At 66.0% G+C, this 20,765-nt stretch carries 17 protein-coding genes; 11 read left to right on the top strand and 6 right to left on the bottom strand.

Going from position 1 to position 20,765, the window contains the following annotated elements:
* On the bottom strand, positions 1–640 hold a 640-nt coding region (locus RIF85_RS03340; RefSeq protein WP_309070491.1), incomplete at its 3' end, for a TIGR03089 family protein.
* 265 nt (positions 641–905) lie between these two features.
* On the opposite strand from RIF85_RS03340, the gene RIF85_RS03345 reads away from it, so the two are divergent.
* From RIF85_RS03345 to RIF85_RS03355, 3 genes are read left to right on the top strand one after another with little or no spacing between them, the layout of a single operon-like run.
* Positions 906–1,454, top strand: coding sequence for a WhiB family transcriptional regulator (locus RIF85_RS03345; protein WP_309070492.1), 549 nt, complete (start codon positions 906–908; stop codon positions 1,452–1,454).
* Positions 1,454–4,972: a glycosyltransferase family 2 protein gene (locus RIF85_RS03350; RefSeq protein WP_309070508.1), complete on the top strand. Its 3,519-nt coding sequence runs from the start codon at positions 1,454–1,456 to the stop codon at positions 4,970–4,972. The genes RIF85_RS03345 and RIF85_RS03350 overlap by 1 nt, the downstream gene beginning before the upstream one ends.
* 1 nt (position 4,973) lies before the next feature.
* Positions 4,974–6,614: a DUF5719 family protein gene (locus RIF85_RS03355; RefSeq protein ID WP_309070493.1), complete on the top strand. Its 1,641-nt coding sequence runs from the start codon at positions 4,974–4,976 to the stop codon at positions 6,612–6,614.
* A 55-nt stretch (positions 6,615–6,669) separates the two neighbouring features.
* Here RIF85_RS03355 and RIF85_RS03360 read toward each other — a convergent pair whose 3' ends face one another.
* Positions 6,670–7,158 (bottom strand): metallopeptidase family protein, encoded by a 489-nt coding sequence (locus RIF85_RS03360; RefSeq protein WP_309070494.1) that lies wholly within the window; start codon positions 7,156–7,158, stop codon positions 6,670–6,672.
* A gap of 67 nt (positions 7,159–7,225) precedes the next feature.
* On the opposite strand from RIF85_RS03360, the gene RIF85_RS03365 reads away from it, so the two are divergent.
* From RIF85_RS03365 to RIF85_RS03380, 4 genes are all read left to right on the top strand, one after another.
* Positions 7,226–7,609, top strand: a complete 384-nt coding sequence (locus tag RIF85_RS03365; RefSeq protein ID WP_309070495.1) for a DUF3499 domain-containing protein — start codon at positions 7,226–7,228, stop codon at positions 7,607–7,609.
* Between the two features lie 88 nt (positions 7,610–7,697).
* Positions 7,698–8,003 (top strand): hypothetical protein, encoded by a 306-nt coding sequence (locus RIF85_RS03370; RefSeq protein ID WP_309070496.1) that lies wholly within the window; start codon positions 7,698–7,700, stop codon positions 8,001–8,003.
* Entirely contained in the window at positions 8,000–9,478 is a 1,479-nt protein-coding gene (ahcY, locus tag RIF85_RS03375; RefSeq protein ID WP_309070497.1) for an adenosylhomocysteinase, read from the top strand. Before RIF85_RS03370 ends, ahcY begins: the two co-directional genes overlap by 4 nt.
* Before the next feature lie 170 nt (positions 9,479–9,648).
* Entirely contained in the window at positions 9,649–10,938 is a 1,290-nt protein-coding gene (locus RIF85_RS03380) for an Ig-like domain-containing protein (protein WP_309070498.1), read from the top strand.
* Positions 10,939–10,996: 58 nt separating this feature from the next.
* On the opposite strand, the gene RIF85_RS03385 is transcribed toward RIF85_RS03380, so the two are convergent.
* Complete coding sequence (locus tag RIF85_RS03385) at positions 10,997–11,800, bottom strand: RDD family protein (protein WP_309070499.1); 804 nt, start codon at positions 11,798–11,800, stop codon at positions 10,997–10,999.
* Positions 11,801–11,873: 73 nt separating this feature from the next.
* Here RIF85_RS03385 and RIF85_RS03390 point away from each other — a divergent pair, with 73 nt between their 5' ends.
* Both RIF85_RS03390 and RIF85_RS03395 read left to right on the top strand, forming a co-directional pair.
* Positions 11,874–12,866 carry a stage II sporulation protein M gene (locus RIF85_RS03390; protein ID WP_309070500.1) on the top strand — a complete coding sequence of 331 codons (993 nt, stop codon included), beginning with the start codon at positions 11,874–11,876 and terminating at the stop codon, positions 12,864–12,866.
* Positions 12,867–12,950: 84 nt separating this feature from the next.
* Positions 12,951–14,117 (top strand): TIGR01906 family membrane protein, encoded by a 1,167-nt coding sequence (locus RIF85_RS03395; RefSeq protein ID WP_309070501.1) that lies wholly within the window; start codon positions 12,951–12,953, stop codon positions 14,115–14,117.
* 4 nt (positions 14,118–14,121) lie between these two features.
* Here the strand turns inward: RIF85_RS03395 and RIF85_RS03400 are convergent, their stop codons facing one another.
* Together RIF85_RS03400 and RIF85_RS03405 are read right to left on the bottom strand one after the other, a co-directional pair.
* The gene (locus RIF85_RS03400; protein WP_309070502.1) at positions 14,122–15,912 is read right to left on the bottom strand and encodes an AMP-dependent synthetase/ligase; all 1,791 of its coding nucleotides are present in this window, start codon (positions 15,910–15,912) and stop codon (positions 14,122–14,124) included.
* Between the two features lie 41 nt (positions 15,913–15,953).
* Complete coding sequence (locus RIF85_RS03405) at positions 15,954–17,636, bottom strand: dolichyl-phosphate-mannose--protein mannosyltransferase (protein ID WP_375164824.1); 1,683 nt, start codon at positions 17,634–17,636, stop codon at positions 15,954–15,956.
* A 260-nt stretch (positions 17,637–17,896) separates the two neighbouring features.
* Between RIF85_RS03405 and rsmI the strand changes: the two genes are divergently transcribed.
* Together rsmI and RIF85_RS03415 are read left to right on the top strand one after the other, a co-directional pair.
* Positions 17,897–18,691, top strand: a complete 795-nt coding sequence (gene rsmI, locus RIF85_RS03410) for a 16S rRNA (cytidine(1402)-2'-O)-methyltransferase (protein ID WP_375164825.1) — start codon at positions 17,897–17,899, stop codon at positions 18,689–18,691.
* Between the two features lie 188 nt (positions 18,692–18,879).
* A complete protein-coding gene (locus RIF85_RS03415; RefSeq protein WP_309070504.1) occupies positions 18,880–20,361 on the top strand; it encodes an NAD-dependent succinate-semialdehyde dehydrogenase in 1,482 nt (493 codons plus the stop codon).
* Between the two features lie 124 nt (positions 20,362–20,485).
* Here the strand turns inward: RIF85_RS03415 and RIF85_RS03420 are convergent.
* On the bottom strand, positions 20,486–20,765 hold a 280-nt coding region (locus RIF85_RS03420; RefSeq protein WP_309070505.1), incomplete at its 5' end, for a hypothetical protein.

A 20,765-nucleotide genomic window follows, 5' to 3' on the forward strand; every position in this document is an offset into this window, starting at 1 on the left:
GCACCACTGTTCCACCGCTCGCCCAGATGCGGACGGCCGCCGTCAGGACCGTATGGAGTGGCAGTGTTGCCGGGACCAGCCAGATGCCCTCGGCTGAGCCGATGCCCCCAGCTGTCAGATCACTGAAAGTGGCGCTGGTGCCGCTTGCCCGCAACAGTTCGGCGCCGGCGTCCGCCGGCGCTTCAAGGTAGACATCGCCGAAGGAGCGGACTGTCGCCGCGTAGTCGACGGCATCGCTGGGGACGGCACCGGGCCAGCGCATGTCCAGGGCGCCAGGGGCTACAAGTACGAGCAGTTCGTCCGGGTGGTCAGGCTCGCCGCCATCGGCCGGAGGCTCCATGGTGGCTCGTATGTCCGCGGGAGCACCGCCGTCGAGCAGCGTCACGGCGCCCACCTGCCAACTGGCAAGCGCCCACACGAGCGTTTTCCAGTGCGGTGGCATCTCCACGGCGACCACGCTGCCCACGCCGGCATCGAGCTCCTCGGTCAACAGATTGGAGGTTTTGGCCACCCAGTTCTCCAGTACCCGCCCGGAGAGCTCCACGCGTTCGTGGTCGGGCCCGTACCAGATCAGGCGCGGCGCGCCGGCGGCTGCTCGGAAGGAGTCGAGCAATCCTGAAATGGACTCAGATTCGGCCACCGGGTGCCTGCCTTTCGGGTGGTAAGCGTGCTGACCTGCGGGTTCAGTTGCATAATTGTGAGGCGCGATGCGCGTGGCGTGCCACCGATCCAAGAAATTAACTCTATAAGATTCCCTCGCCGCTTGACTCGATGCGACTTACACGCGTGTAATTAGGTCATCGGATTTGCTTCGGCGGACGGGATTTCGGGGTTTCTCAGCGACTTGCTGGAGGCGCATCTCCCACACTAGCTTCTGGCCGAAGCTGCAACACCGGGAGGCTGGTATGGGGCAAGCAGAGCACATTCAGGACCGCACGACCATCGCGGCCCAGGCGTCTGCGCGCTACGGGTCGCGCGGCGTTCCGCAGGACTGGTATGTCGATCCCGCAGACCCGGGTGCCGCTGAGAGGTATAGAAAGCAGACCCAGTCTCTGGAAGATGAGGCAACCGCCTTCCTTGCAGCACATGAGGCACTGAGCGAGGGCGCCGGGATCGAGAATTTCCTTGATGCTGACCCCAAGGATGCTCCTCGTCGTCAGGCTGCTCCCGAGCGGGTTGAACAGGCAGTGTGGATTGGCCTTCCGGGCATCGGTTCCGACTTCGATGATGAAGGCGAACTGGGCTGGCAGGCGGACGCGCTGTGTGCGCAGACCGACCCCGAGGCGTTCTTCCCTGAGAAGGGCGGCTCCACACGGGACGCCAAAAAAGTATGCGGTGCGTGCAACGTCAAGGCCCAGTGCCTTGAGTACGCGTTGGAGAATGACGAGCGCTTCGGCATCTGGGGCGGCCTGTCCGAGCGTGAGCGCCGCCGGTTGCGAAAGCGAGCGGTCTGATTCATCCGCAACAAAGGGTCACAGCCGTTGTCGTAGCCCACAACGGAGCCGAGTATCTTCCCGGCACGTTGAAAGCACTCGGTCAGCAGACCCGACCCCCGGATTTCCACGTAGGAGTCGACGCCGGTTCAACTGATGAATCGGCGTCACTTCTGCAACTGCAACTTCCGGTGGGTTCTCCCGTAGTGGGGGCGGCCGCCCGCAGCGGCTTCGGTGCCGCAGTGCGCACCGGCCTGGCCGAGATTCCGCCCAGCCGCCGTGCGGACCCTGACAGCGGGGTTCACGACTGGATCTGGCTCCTGCATGACGACTCCGCTCCCGAGCCCACCGCCCTGGAGGCACTCCTGCGCGCGGTGGAGCTCGCACCTTCCGTGACGGTCGCCGGCGCCAAGCAGGTGGAGTGGGAGCACCGCCGAAAACTTGTTGACGTAGGCCTGTCCATCAGCCGGTGGGCCGAGCGCCTCACTCTCATCGACGTAGACGAACTGGACCAGGGCCAGTACGACGTCCGCAGCGACATGTTCGCGGTCAACTCGGCCGGCATGCTGATTCGCCGCGACGTCTGGGACGAACTGGGCGGCTTCGATTCCGCACTGCCCGGAACCGGCGACGACGTCGACTTCTGCTGGCGTAACCGCCTCGCCGGCCACCGCGTGGTGGTGGTGCCGGAGGCAGTCATGCGCCATGCCGGATCGCGCGCCAACCATTCAGCCACCCTTGGTGCCGCGCGCCGAGCCGAGGTGTATCTCCGCCTGAAACACGCAACGCTGTGGAAGGTGCCGTTCCTCGCGGTCGGCGCCGTCCTTGGCGGGTTTGCTCGGCTCATCCTCGGCTTATTGGCGAAGGACCCGGGCTACGGCGTCGGGCAGCTCACCGCGAGTATCGCCGCGGTGTTGAAGCCATTCGACCTGTACCGTTCCCGGCGCTCCGCTGCCCGGACCAGGCGCCTGCCGCGGTCGGTCGTGCGCGCCCTGCGCACCGAGCGCCGCGAGGTATGGTCCCACCGGAAGTCCGTCGTGGAGGCATTCTCGGCCCGGGGGCTCGAGGACGAGTCCTACGCGCAGAGCACCGCCGCCGAGGTTCCCTCGGGCGACGCACACGATGACTTTGCCGCCCTGGAAGGGCCGTCCCGGATCTGGGCCGGCTGGGGACCGATCGCGGCGTCCCTGGTTCTGCTGGGCGTGTCACTGGTGGCGCTGCGCCAGTTCGTCGGGGCGCCCGCCCTCGCAGGGGGTTCGCTCCTGCCGCTGTCGCCCGACCTCGCGGAAATCTGGTCCAACGGCTCACGCTGGTGGATCGACCTCGGCGCCGGTGTAGCCGGCCACGGCGATCCCTTCAGCTACGTGTTGTGGTTGCTGTCCGTACTGGGTTTCGGTAACGGGAACGCCGCCGTCGTCTTCGTGATGGTGTGCGCCGCTCCTCTGGCGGGCCTCGCGGCGTGGTTCGGGTCGGGCGCCTTCGTGCGCAGCCGGTCGCTTCGACTGTGGGGCGCCTTCTTCTGGGGTTCCCTGCCGGTGCTTCAGGTGGCCGGCGGTAGCGGCCGGCTCGGCGCGCTGCTGGTGCACATCCTGCTGCCGCTGGTTGCACTGGCGCTGATCCGTGCCGTGGGCCAGGCGCCCGGCCGGCCGGGCGCCCAACAGAACGACGACGCCGATTCCAGCGCGCGCCAACGCTCGCTCCAGCTGATGCTGAAGCCGGGGATCAACGGTGTTCCCAGCTGGACGGCTGCGGCCGCAGCGGGCCTGCTGCTCGCCGTCGTCGTTGCTGCCGCGCCGTCGCTGCTGGTCTTCTTCGTCCTGGCGGTGGTGGCCATCACACTGGTTGCACGACGCCGCGCCAAGACAGTGTGGTGGTCACTCCTGGCGCCGCTGGCCCTGTTTGTTCCGTTCGCAGCCTCCACCCTCGATCGTCCGTGGGGGATCCTCGGCGACCCGGGAGTACCGCTTCCGTTCGACGCCGCACCGTTGTGGCAGCAGCTGCTGGGCTACCCGCTGGCGTTCCCCGCGTTCGGCACTCTCGGCGCGTTCCCTGAGCTGTCCGAAGGACCCTGGCCGCTGGTGGTCTCGCTGATTGTCGGACTGCCGGTGCTGCTCCTTGCGGCGACGGCGCTGTTCCTGCCGGGCAAGCGGCGGGCAGCCGCGCGGGTGCTGTGGGCTCTGGCGGTGCTGGCACTGCTGGGCAGTGTGGGGAGTTCGTTTGTGGTGACGGCGGTCGGTTCGTCCACGCTCATTCCGCCGTTCAGCGGTCCGTGGGTTTCTGTTGTTTCGCTGGCACTTTTGGCGGCCGCCCTGCTCGGCGGCGAGTGGCTGCTGCAGCGGCTGCGTGCCGGCAGGTCAACGCGCTCCGCCCGGTCTGTCCGGGCCGCCCGGTTATGGTTCACGGCTGCGGCGTTGGTGCTTGCCCTCGGCCCGGTGACGAGCCTTACAGTCTGGCTGCTTCCACAGCTTCGAACACCGGATGCGGCGGTTGAGGCGACCAGGTTCGGTACGGAGTCCATGGTGCAGCCGAGCGCCAGCCGTACGCTCCCCGCTACCGCGGCTGACCGCGGCACCGACGGGCAGCGCAGTTCGACCCTGGTCATGAAGATCGATGGTGACAACAACGTCAGCGCGTCCCTGATGCGCGGCAGCGGCACCACCCTCGACTCCCTTTCCCAGATCTACGCAGCCCGCCAGCTTCATGGCTCGCTGTTTGACGCGCAACTGCGCGAGGACGACGACGCCGCAGCCGACATCCGCCGGACCGTCGCCACCCTGGTGGCCGGCACCGGGGTGGATCCCCGCGAGGAACTGCGGCGGCTTGGAGTCGGCTTCGTGGTGCTGCAACAGTCCGATTCGGCCGCGGAAGTGCTCGCTAGCCAGATTGATTCCGTCCCCGGCCTGGTGTCGGTAGGCAATACCGAGTCAGGGTGGCTGTGGCGGGTCGAGATGGCGCCCTCGGGTGAATCCACCGGCGCTGCACAGGTGGGACGCCTGCGCATCGTGGACGAGTCCGGCACCACGCTGTCCGTGGTCAACTCGGATGCAACCACGGCGTCTGCGGAAGTCCCGTCCGGCCCTGAGGGGCGCCTGCTGGTGCTCGCCGAGCGGTCCGCGCCCGGCTGGGAAGCGACGCTCAACGGCGAGCGGCTGGAACAGGCACCGTCGGAGTGGAACCAGGCCTATGCTCTGCCGGCTGCCGGAGGGCAGCTGCAGGTTCACTACGTCACGCCGTGGGAACCCTGGTCGGGGCTTGCCCAGGCAATCGTGTTCGGCCTGACCCTCCTCCTTGCGGTTCCGATGCCTGCCCGGCCGCGCTTCGTCCACATCCCGCAGGGCAGGGCGCGTACGGCAAGCGAACCCGTATCCACCGGTCGCCGTGCGGCGGCGCCGGAACCGCTGATTCCGTCTGAAACGGCTGAGGATGAGCGAGCTGATCGCCATCCGCAGGACAGCCGTGATGACGCCGCAAGGGACGCTGGTAATCCTGAAGACCCTGCGCGTGAATCGGCGCTGAGCAGCGGAAAGGCTGGCTCCTGAGATGAGTGCGACACACAAGGACCGCAAGACCGCCGTGCCTGCCAACCGACGCGGCACCTGGGTGCGCGGTGCAGCGGGGATCGCAGCCGGCGTCGTGTTGGTTTCTGCTACCGGTGCCCTCGCGGGGGCGAGCATCGTCCAGAACATCGACGGCGCCGCGGAAGCATTTCCGGTGCCGACCGCGGCGGTCCCTGCGGGGGAGTATTCGGCGGTGTGTCCGGAGCCGTTGCGGTTGCTTGAAGGCACCGTGGACGGCGGTGATCCCGACTTCAGCCCGGTGTCGGAAACTGCCCTCAATCGGGTCAGTGCCATGACGCTCAGTGACCTCGGGGGTACGGTCCCCGGCTCGGCAATCGCACCGCTCTCGGGTGGAGATCCGCTCGCCGTCATCGCGGAGCAGGTACCCGAATCCGAACGAGGCGAACCCCAGGTCAGCAATGAGGACGGACTCACCAACCGCGTGGCCGGTGTCTCGGCAGGGCAATCGGTTGAGGGTGCAGCCGTGATGCGCGCCCAGGCCCTTGGCGAGCAGCGCGCCACCGCCGGCGCCGGATTCACCTACACCGCAACGGACGGTGACCTCGCCGGTCTGGCGGTGGCGCACTGCCAGGTTCCCTCGAATGACTTCTGGCTGGTCGGTGCCGTCACCACTGTCGGTGCCGCAGCGGTGCTGAACCTGCACAACCCGTCGCAGTCGCCGGCCACTGTGAATCTTGACTTGTATGGTTCCAAGGGCGTTATCGATGCGCCCGGCGGCCGGGGGATCCTGATCGCTCCGGGGAAGTCTGAGTCAATCGTGGTCGCTGGGCTTGCCGCTAATGAGGAAAATGTTGCCGTCCGGGTCCGGAGTTCCGGCGGCCGGGTCAGCGGGTTCATTCAGCAGAGCGTGCTGCGCGGGCTGACTCCGGGCGGGGTGGAACTCATCCAGCCCTCGGCTCCCAGTGCTGCCTCGCAAGTTGTTCCGGGCATCCGCATTCAGGCGCCCGATGAGATGGATGCGATTACCGCGCAGGAAGGCTACGCCGGTGCTGCGCCGTCGCTGCAGGTTGCGGTCCCGGGTGGCACGGATGCCGTGCTGGACGTGCGGGTCTTCGGTCCCAGCGGCGAAGTGGAACTACCCGGTGGGGGAGTGGTCACCGCAACTGCCGGCGCGGTGACCGCGATTCCGCTCGATTCGCTGCCCGAGGGCGACTATTCAGCGGTCATCAGTTCGGACGTCCTGATCTCTGCATCGGCGCGGGTCTCCCGTGGTTCGGAGCCGAAGGAGCCGCTGGATCTGGCACTCGTTCCCTCGGCCGTGCGGCTGGGTGACCAGCATGTTTCGGTTCTGCCGACCGGCGCGGGCTCGGCGTTCGTCTTCAGTGCACCGTCCGGCCGCGCGGAGGTCCGGCTCACGCCGGTCAGTGCCGACGGGACGTTCGGCAAGGAGCTGGTGTTCGACGTCGCCGGCGGCACCACGGTCACGGTGCCTGCCGCTGACCTCGGCAAGGGAACGGCAGCGGCCCTGATCGGCGCCTCGGGCGACCCGGCGTACGGTGCCCAGGTAGCAACGCTCGACGGCGACACTCCCGGCATATCTGTAGCCCCCATCCCGGCGGGCAGCTCAGGCCAGCAGAGCGTCGCCGTGGACATCGGTTTCTGACCGGTTTCTTCAGGCCCGTGACTCTGGCCGTCAGGCCCGTGACTCAGGCCGTGACTTAGGCCCGTGACCGCCCGTAGGCGGGGTCAACCGCCTCGGGGGCCATGCCCAGCAGTTCGGCCATCTGCTCCACAATTACGTCGTGGACGAGCTCGTTGGTGGGCATGTAGCCCTTGGCCGTCATCTCGATGGGATGCCGGTACACAGTGATGGTGGCCGGTCGCTTCGCCGCTGCGGGCTTCGACGAGCCGAGCAAACCCCGTACTGCTGCGGGAGCGAGTTGCTCCAAACCGTCCGGGATCTCCTGGACGATGATCTGAACGTCCTGGATCTTGTCGCCCCATAGCCTCTCCAGGCGTTGGGCTGACTCCATGACCCAGTCTTCGAACCGTTCGGAGCGGGTGCGGGCGCCGGGCAGGTGGGACGGAATGAGATCGCCGCGCAAGCCTCTGCCGTGGCGGTCGCGCCGCCTGCCGGCGAACCGGGACTGGCGGCCAACCGGCCCTTCCGGTACAGCCAGGCGAATCGAAAGAGAGCTATCCCGCATGGGGAAACTCTAGTCCGAACCCGTGCCTGCTGCATCACGGCGACGGGACACGGTAGGCTAATCAGTCGTGGGATCGATCAGGCAATGTTCGCGTTCAGCGTGCCAGCGTGCTGCTGTGGCAACGCTCACCTACGTGTATGCCGATTCCACCGCGGTGCTGGGTCCGCTCGCAACCTACGCGGAGCCCCACTCCTACGATCTTTGCGCTCCACATGCTGAAAAACTCACGGTTCCTCTTGGCTGGGAAGTAGTCCGGCTCGCTATGCCGTCCGGCCCGCCGGAGCCCAATCCCGATGACCTGTTGGCGCTGGCCAACGCGGTTCGGGAAGCTGCGGTTGACCGCAGTGCGCCCGAGCCGGCCGCCCCGCACGGGCCGAAGTCGCCGCTGACGCCTCCGCCCGGAGAAACGGGAATACGCCGCGGCCATCTGCGGATGCTCCGCGACCGCTAATCTCTGCTCCTGCTCCTGCTCTCCGGCACCATCCACAGGATTCTCATCGCGCCCGCGCTGCGCGATACCCTTGTAACACCGCACCAACGTGTCCCGGCTGTTGCAGCCGGCACGAACGCTGCACCCGGAATCCTTGAAAGGCTGCACCACGTTGCCCAATATCGCCTCTGATCTGTTGGCCATCCTTCGGTGCCCCGTCACTGGATCCGCACTGGTGCAGGAAGGCGAGGTACTGCGCTCGTCCGCACCCGACCCCACCGGCAGTTTCGTGGAGTACCCGATCGACGAGTTGATCCCCGTGCTGCTTCGCCCTGAACTGAGGACAGCGGAGACTGCTCCCGCTGCCAACCCGACCGCCGCTTCCACCACTGCAGAGGAATCTTCAACAAAATGACGTTTGACTTCAAGGTCGCTGACCTCTCCCTGGCCGAAGCGGGCCGCCACCAGATCCGCCTCGCCGAGCACGAGATGCCCGGCCTCATGGCACTGCGGCGCGAGTTCGGAGAGAGCCAACCGCTCAAGGGGGCGCGTATTGCGGGTTCCCTGCACATGACGGTGCAGACTGCGGTCCTGATCGAGACCCTCACGGCGCTCGGAGCGGAGGTCCGGTGGGCCTCCTGCAACATCTTCTCCACGCAGGATGAAGCGGCGGCGGCCATCGTCGTCGGGCGTGGAACGGTAGAGGAGCCGGCCGGAGTGCCGGTCTTCGCCTGGAAGAACGAGACCCTCGAGGAATACTGGTGGGCCACCACCCGGATCCTGCAGTGGCCCGACGGTGAGCCCAACATGATCCTCGACGACGGCGGCGATGCCACGCTGCTGGTGCACAAGGGCGCCGAGTTCGAGGCCGCCGGAGCCGTACCCGAGGCGCCTACCGAGGACGACGTCGACTACTCACACGAATACACCGTGGTTCTCGATGTATTGCGTTCCTCGCTGGCCGAGGATCCCCAGCGCTGGACGCGGATCGCGGCTTCGATCCAGGGTGTCACCGAGGAAACCACCACCGGCGTCCACCGCCTGTACCAGTTGGCGGAGCAGGGCAAACTTCTCTTCCCGGCCATCAACGTCAACGACTCGGTGACGAAGTCGAAGTTCGATAACAAGTACGGCATCCGCCACTCGCTGCCCGATGGCTTGAACCGCGCAACCGATGTACTCATCGGCGGCAAGGTCGCCGTCGTCTGCGGTTATGGGGACGTCGGAAAGGGCGCGGCGGAAGCCCTCCGCGGCCAGGGTGCGCGCGTCATCGTCACCGAAATCGATCCGATCTGTGCCCTGCAGGCTGTCATGGACGGCTACCAGGTGGCCAAGCTCGAGTCGGTGCTCGCCCAGGGTGACATCTTCATCACCACCACGGGCAACAAGGACGTCATCATGGCGCACCACATGGAGGGCATGAAGCATCAGGCCATCGTCGGCAACATCGGTCACTTCGACAACGAGATCGATATTGCCGGTCTGGCCCGGATCCCGGGCATCAAAAAGGTCGAGATCAAGCCGCAGGTCCACGAGTGGGTGTTCGATCACGGGACGGACCGGCAGCGCAGCATCATCATGTTGTCCGAGGGCCGTCTGCTGAACCTCGGTAACGCCACCGGTCATCCGTCGTTTGTGATGAGCAACTCGTTCGCGAACCAGACCATTGCCCAGATCGAGCTGTTCACCAAGCATGGGCAGACGCGCGAAGACGGGTCGCCGGAGTACGGCAACCAGGTGTACGTGCTGCCCAAGATCCTCGATGAGAAGGTTGCACGGCTGCACCTCGACGCCCTGGGTGTTGAGCTGACCGAGCTGTCGAAGAGCCAGGCCGAGTACCTGGATATCGATGTGGCCGGACCGTACAAGCCGGATCACTACCGGTACTAGAGGGGGAGCGCTCCTTGCGGGCGGGTCGCAGGTAGCCCGAAACCCGCAGCGGGGCACGCTCGTCCCGGCGTGAAATTGTAACCGGACCGATGTGTGTCCGTTGCAGGCTGCCCGGCGGGGCGCGCGTAAAATCGCATCTGGACAGCAACTAGCAGGCAGGGTATAGAAGCATGTCGAACTTCTCCGAGGACAACCAGCAACGACGGCGAGGCTGGAAGATCGGCGCGCTCATTGTTGCTGGGCTGCTCGTGGTCGGCGGCGGCGCAGTCGGTGCCATCACCGCGCCGAGCTGGGCCAACTTCGGGGACGAGCCGGCGGCAGCGCCGTCGTCGTCCGCTCCTGCCGACAAGGTTCAAGATGATGAGCCGGACGCTGAAGAATCCGAAGCACCCGACGCCGAGGAATTCACCTTCGGCGTGACACCGACGGATGGCGCTGCAGCGGTCAACCCGGCCACCCTGCCGGAGATCCAGGCGAAAAAGGCCGCAGTCAAGGACGTGGTGCTGGCGCCGGTGGGCGGCGGCGAGCCTGTTGCCGGAACAGTTTCGGAGGACGGATCCTCCTGGAAGGCTGACGGTCCGCTCGCCTTTGCGACCGAGTACTCGTTCGAGTTCGTGCTCGTCGACAGTGCGGGCACGGAGCACCGCCAGGAGCAGACCTTCACGACCGTCCAGCCCGAGAACGAGGCGAACGCCTGGATGTACCCGGCTCCCGGTTCCACCGTGGGTACCGGTCAAGCCATTGAGATCACGTTCAGCGAGCCCGTGGTCAACAAGGACGAGGTCGAGAAGGCCATCACCATCACCAGCACGTCCGGCCAGGAAGGTGCGTTCTACTGGCTGAACGACACCGAGGTCCGCTACCGCGCAGAGGAGTACTGGAAGCCGCATAGCACCATCACCGTCGACATGCAGTTGTTTGGTGTCGACTTCGGCAACGGGATGATCGGCAACTTCAACGACACCTATTCGTTCAAGACCCACAACAACCGGCTGGCCGTGGTGGACAACGCCACGAAGGAGATGCAGGTCTTCATCGACGGCAAGCTGGAACGGACCTTCCCCGTAACGCTCGGCACCGAGGAATGGCCCTCCTTCTACGGCCTGTACACCGTGATGGAGCAGTACGAGCAGACGAGGTTCTCAGCAGAATCCATTGGTTTGAAGCCGGGCGACCCGGCCTACTACGAGGCTACCGATGTGAACTGGGCGAGCCGCCTGTCGAACGGCGGTGCGTTTGTTCACGAGGCGCTACCTGCGGCGCAGTCGGTGCTGGGCGTTGCGAACGTGTCCCACGGTTGTGTCGGCATGAGCCCTGAGGGTGCCAAGTACTTCTACGACACCTTCGGTCCCGGGGACATGCTGGAGATCCGCAACACCGACACCGGTCCCGTCCAGGTGTGGGACGGTTTCGGGGACTGGAATGTGTCCTGGTCGGACTGGACCGCGCAGCAGGCCTGATTTCTTCGGCGCTCCCGGTCGGTCTGTCCGGCGAAGCCTCGGGAGCTGTATGCCGTCCTCAGGAGCTGAACGGCAACTTGTGGAGCTGCTCGGCGGTACGTGATGTGCGTTCGCGCTGCTTCGTCATCCGGGCGTAGTCACGGTCGCGCCGTTCGGAGACGACCGCGTTCAGGAAATCTTCGGGCAGCGTGCCGGCCGGCGGGGCTGGGAAGACGAACGCTGACGCTTCGCTGGCGAGTTCGACGGCGAGGGCAGCGCGCGCCGGAGGAGTGAGCCGCGTTGCCTGTCCGATGAACTGCGAAATGCGGCGGGTCAGTGCGTCCGGCAGCTGGGCGACGTCGGCGGTCCTGATCCAGTCCTGCAACGACGGCGGCAGTACAGCACGGGTGCGTGTCTTGACCACGACGCGCTCATGCATTGAATAGGTGCCCGCGAGGAGGTCGCCGAGCCGTTTGGAACGCTCGTTGAATACGGCCACCAGGAACGCGAGCGAGCCCACCAGGAAGTAGATTTCGAGGACAGCCAGCATCCCGCGGATGAAGGCGTGCCGGAAGCGGATGGAACCGCCGTCGTCGCGCACTATCCGCAGGCCCATGACCAGGCGACCGAGTGACTTGCCTCTGGTCACCGTCTCCACCGTGACCGGGATGACCACCAGGACCAGCACGACCAGCACCAGTACGAGCGCCTGGGTGAGCGCGGCGTCGAATGACCCGCCGAACGTGTTCCCGACCGCAACGATGACGCCGATGATCACCAGGAATTGTGCGAGCAGGTCGATCATCAGGCTCACGGCGCGCGCGCCGAACGATGCCGGGCGCAGCTCAAGAACGACCGCTTCGCCTGTGATGACCGAGCTCATGGACTGTCCTCCCCTTGGATGATTTCAGCTTAGCCGCCCGATGGCCGTACTCCCCGGGGGCTAAGCTGATCGGGTGGATCTGGACGCATTCGAGGAAGTTAACCGCGCAGACTGGAACCGGCTGGATTCGCTGACCCGGCAGCGTCGGCTGAATGGTCGCGAGGCGGATGAGCTGCTCGACTTGTATCAGCGTGCGTCGACCCATCTGTCGATGATCCGATCCATCGCGCCGGAGAGTGCGCTGTCCAACGAGTTGTCGATGCGGTTGTCGCGGGCCCGGACCAGGTTCACCGGCGCCCGGTCGAACGTGCTCGAGGATATTGCGCGGTTCTTCGTGATCTCGCTGCCGGCGGCCTTCTACCGGATCCGGTGGCTGACCGTCGTCGTCGGCGTGGTGTTTGTGGCGGTTGGCTGGCTGTACGGGGCGTGGGTTGCCAACACGCCCGGCGTGATCGCGGCGCTGGGTAGTGATGAGGAGATTCGGCGGTACGTCGAGGAGGACTTCGTCGACTACTACTCGGAGAACCCCGCCGCGTCTTTTGCCGGTCTGGTGTGGACCAACAACGCGTGGATCGCGGTACAGGCGGTGGCGTTCGGAATCACCGGCTTCTGGGGCCCGTTCATTCTGTATCAGAATGCTCAGGGGGTCGGGATTGCCGGAGGGATGATGGCGTCCTACGACAAGCTCGATGTGTTCTTCACCTACATCCTGCCGCACGGCTTCATGGAGTTGACCGCAATTTTCATTGCGACGGCAGCCGGACTCCGCATCTTCTGGGCGTGGGTTTCGCCCGGTGCCCGGACCCGATCGCAGGCGCTTGCCGAGGAAGGCCGAGCACTGATCACCGTTGCCCTCGGACTGGTTCTGGTGCTGTTCATTTCCGGCCTGGTGGAGGGTTTCGTGACGCCGAGCCCTTTGCCTGTGTGGTTGCGGATCGGCATCGGCTTCCTGGTTTTCGCGCTGTACTGGGTGTACACACTGGTGCTCGGAAGGCGTGCCGTTCGGGCCGGGTATACCGGCGACCTCACTGAGGAGGACCAGGGGGCGTCCGTCCTGACGGCCTAGAACCTCCGACGGCGTGCCCCACAACGCCGCTCCCGGACCGCGCGGGTACTGTCGTAGATAGGAATTCCATCCAAGGAGACAGTCGTGGCTGACAAAGTCGAGAACCAAAACACGAGCGGACCGGCAGGCAGCGAGCGTCGCGCTGCACTGCGTTCGGACGTGCCCGGCGGGGGTTCAACCCGCCTTCGCGAAAGCGGCTTCCCCATGCGGAAGGCCAGCACTCTCCCCGATGTATCGGCCTACAGCGAGCCGATCAGCAGCGGAACGTCCGAGTGGGGATCCGAGGAGCCCCACCATGAGCCCGTTGCGGCGGTACCCGCCACGGACGACCCCTCGACCCCGGCTACCCAGCAGATCGCCGCAATACCCGTCACGGGGAAGGGTGTCACCGACGCCGACGCCGACGCCAGCGCTCACGTATCAGAGGGCGCCCGGGAAACCGACGACGATCCTGCCCCGGACACTTCCGCCCTCACCATCCGCCCGCCCGAGGAAGACGTCACCCGCCGGGCGAGCCAGCGCGACGAGGCCGCGGCCGCCAAGCCCGTCCTTCCCCGCGTGATGCAGGTCGTTGTCGCCGTATTCTTCCCAGTGATTCTTCTCGGAGCAGCTGTTCGCGCGGTCACCACGCCGCTGTTCCTGTGGGCCGAGTATCACCGCCCAGGTTTCCCCGCTGACAGCTACGGGTTCAGCACTGAGGACAGGATGACATACGGCTCGTACACGATGGATTACATCCTGAACTGGGCGCCCGCCCGCTACCTGGGAAACCTCGTCAACACCGACGGCGACCAGCTGTTCCTCGACAGCGAAGTCGGTCATATGGCTGACGTGAAGGCTGTGCTCTCTACTGGCTTTGTCGTTGCAACCGTCCTCGCCATCCTTGCCATTGCGGCCTGCGTCTATCTGGCTCGCCGCTACCCCGGAGGAATCCGGCGGGCTCTGTTCGCTGGTGCGGTTGCGACCCTTGTGCTGGCCGTAGTCCTCGCAGTGGCGGGTGTGCTGGCATGGGAAACCTTTTTCACCCAAGTGCATGCGCTCTTCTTCGCCGACGGCACCTGGACCTTCCGCCTCGACGACACCCTCATTCGACTCTTCCCTGCCCAGTTTTGGATTGACGCCGCTGCGGTTGTCGGCGCAATTGTGCTGCTTGGCTCGGTGTTGACACTGGTGCTGACCTGGCCCACCAGGGCGCGTCGCGAGAAGTCGGCGAACGCGTACGCAAGGCGCCGAGCGGCGGGCGGCGTCTGACTCTTCAGGAGTACAGCTTCTCCACGGCGGTTGAATACTCCTTGAGCACGGCTGCCTTCTTCAGCTTCAGAGTCGGAGTGAGGTGCCCGGAGTCGACTGAGAATTCGGCGTCGAGAATGGTGAACTTCCGGATCTGCTCGGCCCGGGAAACCAATTCGTTCGTCGAATCGACGGCCGTCTGAAGCTCGGCACGCAGCGCCGCCTCCGGCACCGGCGTGCTGTGACCGTTGGCTGCGGCCCAGTTCTGCACGGCCTCGGGATCGAGCGTCACCAGCGCAGCTACGAAGGGCCTGTTGTCGCCCACCACGAGGGCATGCGCCACGAGCGGATGCTCGCGCAGCTTCTCCTCGAGCGGGCCGGGTGCGACGTTCTTGCCTCCCGCCGTCACCAGGAGATCCTTCTTCCGGCCCGTGATGTGCAGGAAGCCGTCCTCGTCCAGGGTGCCGAGGTCGCCTGTGCGGAAGAATCCGTCCTCGGTGAACGCCTCGGCGTTGGCGGAAGGGTTGTTGTGATAGCCCTTGAACACCCCGACGCCGTTGACCTGAACCTCGCCCTGGTCATCGATCCGAAGCGTAGTTCCCGGCATCGGAATACCCACCGATCCGACGCGGGAAAGCCCCACGGTGTTCGTTGTACAGGGCGCTGTGCTCTCAGTAAGCCCGTAACCCTCCAGGACGTTGATTCCGGCACCGCGGAAGAAGTGAGCCAGGTGCTCGCTCAGCGGCGAAGCACCGGAAACCGTGTGCACCACTTCACCGCCGAAGACCGCCCTCAGCTTCGGATACAGCACCCGGTCAAAGAGGGCATGGCGCGCCCGCAACAGCAGCGACGGGCCGCGTCCGCCCTGCGCCCCAGCATCAAGAGCACGCGAGTATGCAACCGCGGTGGCATCGGCAGCGCGGAACAGCTTGCCCTTGCCGGCAGCCTCCGCCTTCTGCGCTGCCGTGCTGTAGATCTTTTCGAAGATGCGCGGCACCACCAGCAGGAACGTGGGCTTGTACGCTGCAAGATCCTCCAGCAGTTCGGTCGCATTCGACGTATGCCCAAGCTTCACCCCACCGGCCACACAGACCAATTGCACCGCCCGCGCCAGCACATGGGCCAGCGGGAGGAACATGATGGTCCGCGCGTTCTCCTGCTTCAGCAATTCGGGCAGGAACTCGACCGTGTTGACCGCGAACAAGGCGAAGTTGGCGTGCGTGATCTCGCACCCCTTGGGGTGCCCTGTTGTTCCCGACGTGTATACCAGCGACGCCACATCCTCCAGGGTCCGGCTTGACCGCGCTGACTCGAGCTCTTCGTCGCTCACGGACTCGCCCGCGGAGATCAGCGTGGCGAAGGAGGATGCGCCGTCGTCGTAGTTCATGAGGATCAGCTGCGCGTCAGGCGCGGCCTGGCGCACTGTGACCGCCTTCTCCTCGTTTTCGACGAGGACGACGACGGCGGCAGAGTCCTCAAGGATCCAGCTCACCTGGTGTGCCGAGGAGGTCTCGTAGATGGGAACGGTGACGGCGCCGGTGAACCAGATGGCGAAGTCGGCCAGAGTCCACTCGTAGCGCGTCTTCGACATGACCGCGACCGAGTCGCCGGGTTGCACACCCCGCGCGATCATGCCCTTGGCGAGGGCGCGCACCTGATCGAGGAAGCACTCGGTACTGACGTCGTTCCAGGAGCCATCCGACTTCACCGCATAGAGCGGAGCCTGAGGCGCCCGCTGGTGCTGTGCGAGGAGCAGGTCAGTGACGTTGAAGTCTGCCGGAAGGTCGACCATGAGTTCGGTGGAGGATTCACGCATAGGGTGCAGCTCACTTTCCCTCGGAGGCGACTGGCGCCGTGTCAGATCCAGCTCGGCATCCACATCCGCAGACGCCAGGAGTCGTAGGGGATGGTTTCGGCAGTCCAGATGGGCAGGAAGTACGCGGCGACCAGGACCGCAAGCACAACGAATCCTCCCACGAGCACAATACCGCTCCGTCGCCGCCAGGGACTGTCACCGGGTCCGCCCAGCACGAGTCCGAGGACGTACGTCAGCGAGAGGATGAGGAACGGCGCGAAGGCGATGGCGTAGAAGTAGAACATGGTGCGGTCCGGGAAGAGGAACCAGGGCAGGTATCCGCCCGCGATGCCAGCCAGGATGGCTCCGGCCCGCCAGTCACGCCGGCCGATCCAGAACAGCAGCACCACGACGAGCGACAGGGCGCCGGCCCACCAGATGACGGGGTTGCCCAGCATGAGCACCGACTGTGAACAGTCCGAGGCGCCGCAACTCAGCCCGTCGGACTCGTAGTGGAAGTTCGTGGGCCTTCCGACGAACAGCCAGGACCAGGCGGTGGCCTCATACGGGTGCTCGCTGCTCAACCCCTCGTGGAAGCTATACGCGCTGCGGTGATACTCGGCGAGGGAGCGCAGGGGAGCAGGCACCCAATCCCACAGCGGGTCCGGATTTTCGGCGGCCCACTGCCGGTCATAGGCGTCGGAGGACAGGAACCAGCCCGTCCAGGTGGCCAGATAGACGAGCAGCCCCAGCGGCACAATGGACGCGAAGGCCTGAAGTCCATCCCGCACGACGGCGCCGACCCCCCAGCGCCGGATGCCCACTGCGCGCCGGGCGGACATATCCCACAGCACGGTCATGAGCCCGAAGACCGCAATGAAGGGAAGCGCCGACCACTTGGTGCCGAGCGCCAGCCCGAGCGCGACACCCGCGGCGATCCGCCACGGTCGAAGCCCCAGCCACGGCCCGTACAGCAATTGTTCGCGGGTGGGCTGACCCCGTTCGCGCGCATAGCCGGCCATGAGTAATGCCAATCGCCGCCGTGCCCAATCCCTGTCCAACACCAGCAGGGCGAAGGCAACGAGCACCCAGAACATCAGGAACACGTCGAGCAGCGAGGTGCGCGAATGCACCAGGTGCTGCCCGTCCACGGCCATCAGGAGCCCTGCGATAGCCCCCAGCGCAAGAGATCCGAACAACCGCTGCGCCACCAGGGCAAGAATAAGGATCGACAGCGTTCCCACCACCGCCGCGGAAAACCGCCAGCCGAAGGGATTCGACGGACCGAACAACGCCATCCCGACGGCGATCATCCACTTGCCGACCGGCGGATGCACCACGTAGTCCGGGGTCTCCAAAATCACCCCGGGATTGCCGGCATTGAAGGACTCGTCCGCTTCCTCGGGCCACTCACGCTCATACCCGGACAGCAGGAACGAGTAGGCGTCTTTGACGTAGTACGTTTCGTCGAAAACCAAGGTGTCCGGTTCACCCAGCCGGACGAACCGCAGCACTCCGCCGATCAGCGCCACCAGTACCGGCAGCAGCCAGCCCCACAGGCCGAACCGCACAGGCTCGCCGAGGAGCCGCCTGCGCAGAACCCGTTCCGAGAAAGCCGTACGCGCCGAAACGACCCACTGCCGCTCGAACCCCTCGCGGGGGGCGGCAGCGGTGGTGGTTTGGCTCACCGCATCATCGTACCGAGCACCCCTGACAGTTCGGTGCGGGCAATGAACGCTGCGCATCCCTGAACGCTGCGCCCCATCAACGACGGGCCGTAACCCACTAGGCTGAACCAGTGACTGAGGAAACGAACGACGACGGCGCCCGCCGCCTCCCGGAGGACGCGAACCTCACGGAGGCTGACCACGAGTCAGATCCTGCAGCAGACGCGGAGGCAGGCCCCGAGGCAGACGACGAGGTTGATCTCCCGCAGCCCCTCCTGCCCGAAGCCCTCACACCGGGCAACGGCAGCATTGTGCTGGCCGCGACCCCGATCGGCAACATGGGGGACGCGACGTTCCGGCTGGTGTCACTCCTGGAGACCGCAGACATCATCGCCGCCGAGGATACCCGGCGCCTGCAGCGGCTCATCCGCTCGCTCGAGGTAACACCACGCGGCAGGACCCTCAGCTACCACGAGCACAATGAAGCCTCCCGTACCCCCGAACTGCTCGACCTTGTCGCTGCGGGCGCAACCCTGCTGCTCGTGACTGACGCCGGCATGCCCTCCGTCTCCGACCCGGGGTTCCGTCTGGTCGAAGCCGCAGCTGAGCGCGGCATCCAGGTCACCGTTGCTCCGGGTCCGTCCGCCGTCCTGACCGCACTGGCGCTCTCCGGACTTCCCACCGACCGTTTCTGCTTCGAGGGGTTCCTGCCCCGGAAAGCCGGGGAACGGGCAGCACGATTGGCTGAACTTCGCACCGAACGCCGCACCATGGTCTTCTTTGAAGCACCGCACCGCCTCGAGGTCATGATCCGGGCACTGCACCAGGAGTTCGGTCAGGACCGGCCCGCCTGCGTCACCCGAGAACTCACCAAGCGTTACGAGGAAGTGATCCGCGGACCGCTCCGTCAGCTCCTTGAGTGGGCGGAAGGGAACGAGATCCGGGGGGAGATCGCCGTCGTCGTCGGTGGTGCACCGGCAGACCAACCGACCGCCCCCGTCGACCATGTCGGCGCGGTCAATGAACTCATGAGCCAGGGGCTGCGCCTCAAGGAGGCCGTCGCCGCCGTCGCCGAGGACGCGCGGGTCAGCAAGCGGGAGCTGTACGCGGCAGTGGTGGCTGCCAGGACCTGAGCAGGCCGCAATCCGGGCAGGGAACCGACTGTGCAACGTCACAGTGGATCCCCGCTTTCGTGGTGCAGCTTTGTATGGACATGGCCCGAAACGCAGGGCTAGCGTGAGAGCCCTGACACACAACCGATTCAGAGCTGACTGGAAGCTGACTTCAGTTGAGCGAATCGACGACCGTAAAGGCTCCCCGGATGACTATCACCGCCCAGCGCGAACAAGACCTTCTGTCCTCGGTCCCCACCGGCCTGCTCATCGGCGGCGAGTGGCGCGACGCGTCGAACGGGAAGACCTTCGACGTCGAAGACCCGGCTACCGGCAAGACACTCCTCAGCATCGCCGACGCCAGCCCCGAAGACGGCAAGGCCGCACTCGACGCCGCCGTCGCCGCACAGGACGAGTGGGCGAAAACGGCGCCGCGCGAACGCGGCGAGATCCTGCGCCGCGCCTTCGAACTGGTGACTGAGCGCGCCGACGACTTCGCGCTCCTCATGACCATGGAAATGGGCAAGCCCCTGGCCGAGGCCCGTGGTGAAGTGATTTACGGTGCCGAGTTCCTCCGCTGGTTCTCCGAGGAAGCCGTCCGCATGTCCGGCCGCTACTCCACGGCTCCCGACGGCAAGTCGCGCATTCTCGTCAACAAAAAGCCCGTCGGCCCGTGCCTGCTGATCACCCCGTGGAACTTCCCGCTGGCCATGGCGACACGGAAGATCGCTCCCGCCGTCGCCGCCGGCTGCACCATGGTGCTCAAGCCCGCCAACCTCACCCCGCTGACCTCGCTGCTGTTCGCGAAGGTCCTCGAGGAGGCCGGCCTTCCCAAGGGCGTTCTCAACATCGTCAGCACCACCAGCGCGGGTGATGTCACCGGGCCTCTCATCAAGGACAGCCGCCTCCGCAAGCTCTCCTTCACGGGTTCGACGCCGGTCGGCCGCCGCCTGCTCGCGGACGCTTCCGAGAACGTCCTGCGCACCTCGATGGAGCTTGGCGGCAACGCCCCGTTCCTGGTCTTCGAGGACGCTGACCTCGACAAGGCCGTCGACGGCGCCATGGCCGCAAAGCTCCGCAACATGGGCGAGGCCTGCACCGCTGCCAACCGCTTCATCGTGCACGAGTCCGTCGCCGCGGAGTTCGCCGAGAAGCTTGCTGCCCGCATGAAGGACGTCACCCCGGGCCGCGGCACCGAAGACAGCTCCAAGCTGGGCCCGCTGATTGACGGCAAGAGCCGCGACAGCGTGCATTCCCTCGTGAAGGACGCGGTCGACGACGGCGCGCGGCTCCTCTCCGGCGGTGAACCCCTCGACGGCCCCGGCTACTTCTACCCTGCGACGGTGCTCGCGGACGTTCCGTCGAAGTCCCGCATCCTGCAGGAGGAGATCTTCGGCCCGGTAGCGCCGATTGTCACCTTCTCGAACGAGGACGACGCCGTCCGGCTCGCCAACAACACCGAGTACGGACTCGTGGCGTACGTTTTCACCCGCGACCTGAACCGCGGCCTCCGGATGGGCGAGCGGCTCGACACCGGCATGCTGGGCCTCAATGCCGGCGTCATCTCCAATGCGGCGGCACCGTTCGGCGGCGTGAAGCAGTCGGGCCTGGGACGCGAGGGCGGTTACGAGGGGATCGAGGAGTACCTCTACACCCAGTACGTCGGCATCGCCGACCCGACCGCCAGCTAGGCGCTGTTCCGGATTTCCCACCTTCTGCTTCGACGCCGCCCAGAACGACGGCGTGTCCCCACCGACACGCCGTCAGGGCCGCCAGAAGGTGGGGAAACCGGACCGCGGAAGCCCAGCATCCGAACTACGAGGACGCGGAGACCAGATCCTCGCTGCGCTGGGCCCCGAACGGCTGCCACAGCGACTTCGGCCACAGCCGCGCACGGACCCGTGCCGGCAGCGACGCCGACCGGCGCAGCGCCTCGGTCACGGCCTGGACATCATCCCAACCGTTGGAGGCCCGGATGTCCGCACCGGCGAACTCCGCGTACTCCTCTTCCTCGTAGGAGCGCCGCAGCCGGAAGATGGCACCCGCGGCGGCGTCGTCGAACCGGCCTCGCTCCCGCAGCCGCTGCTCGAACGTC

The organism is Arthrobacter sp., assembly GCF_031179385.1.
Taxonomy (GTDB): Bacteria; Actinomycetota; Actinomycetes; order Actinomycetales; family Micrococcaceae; genus Arthrobacter_D.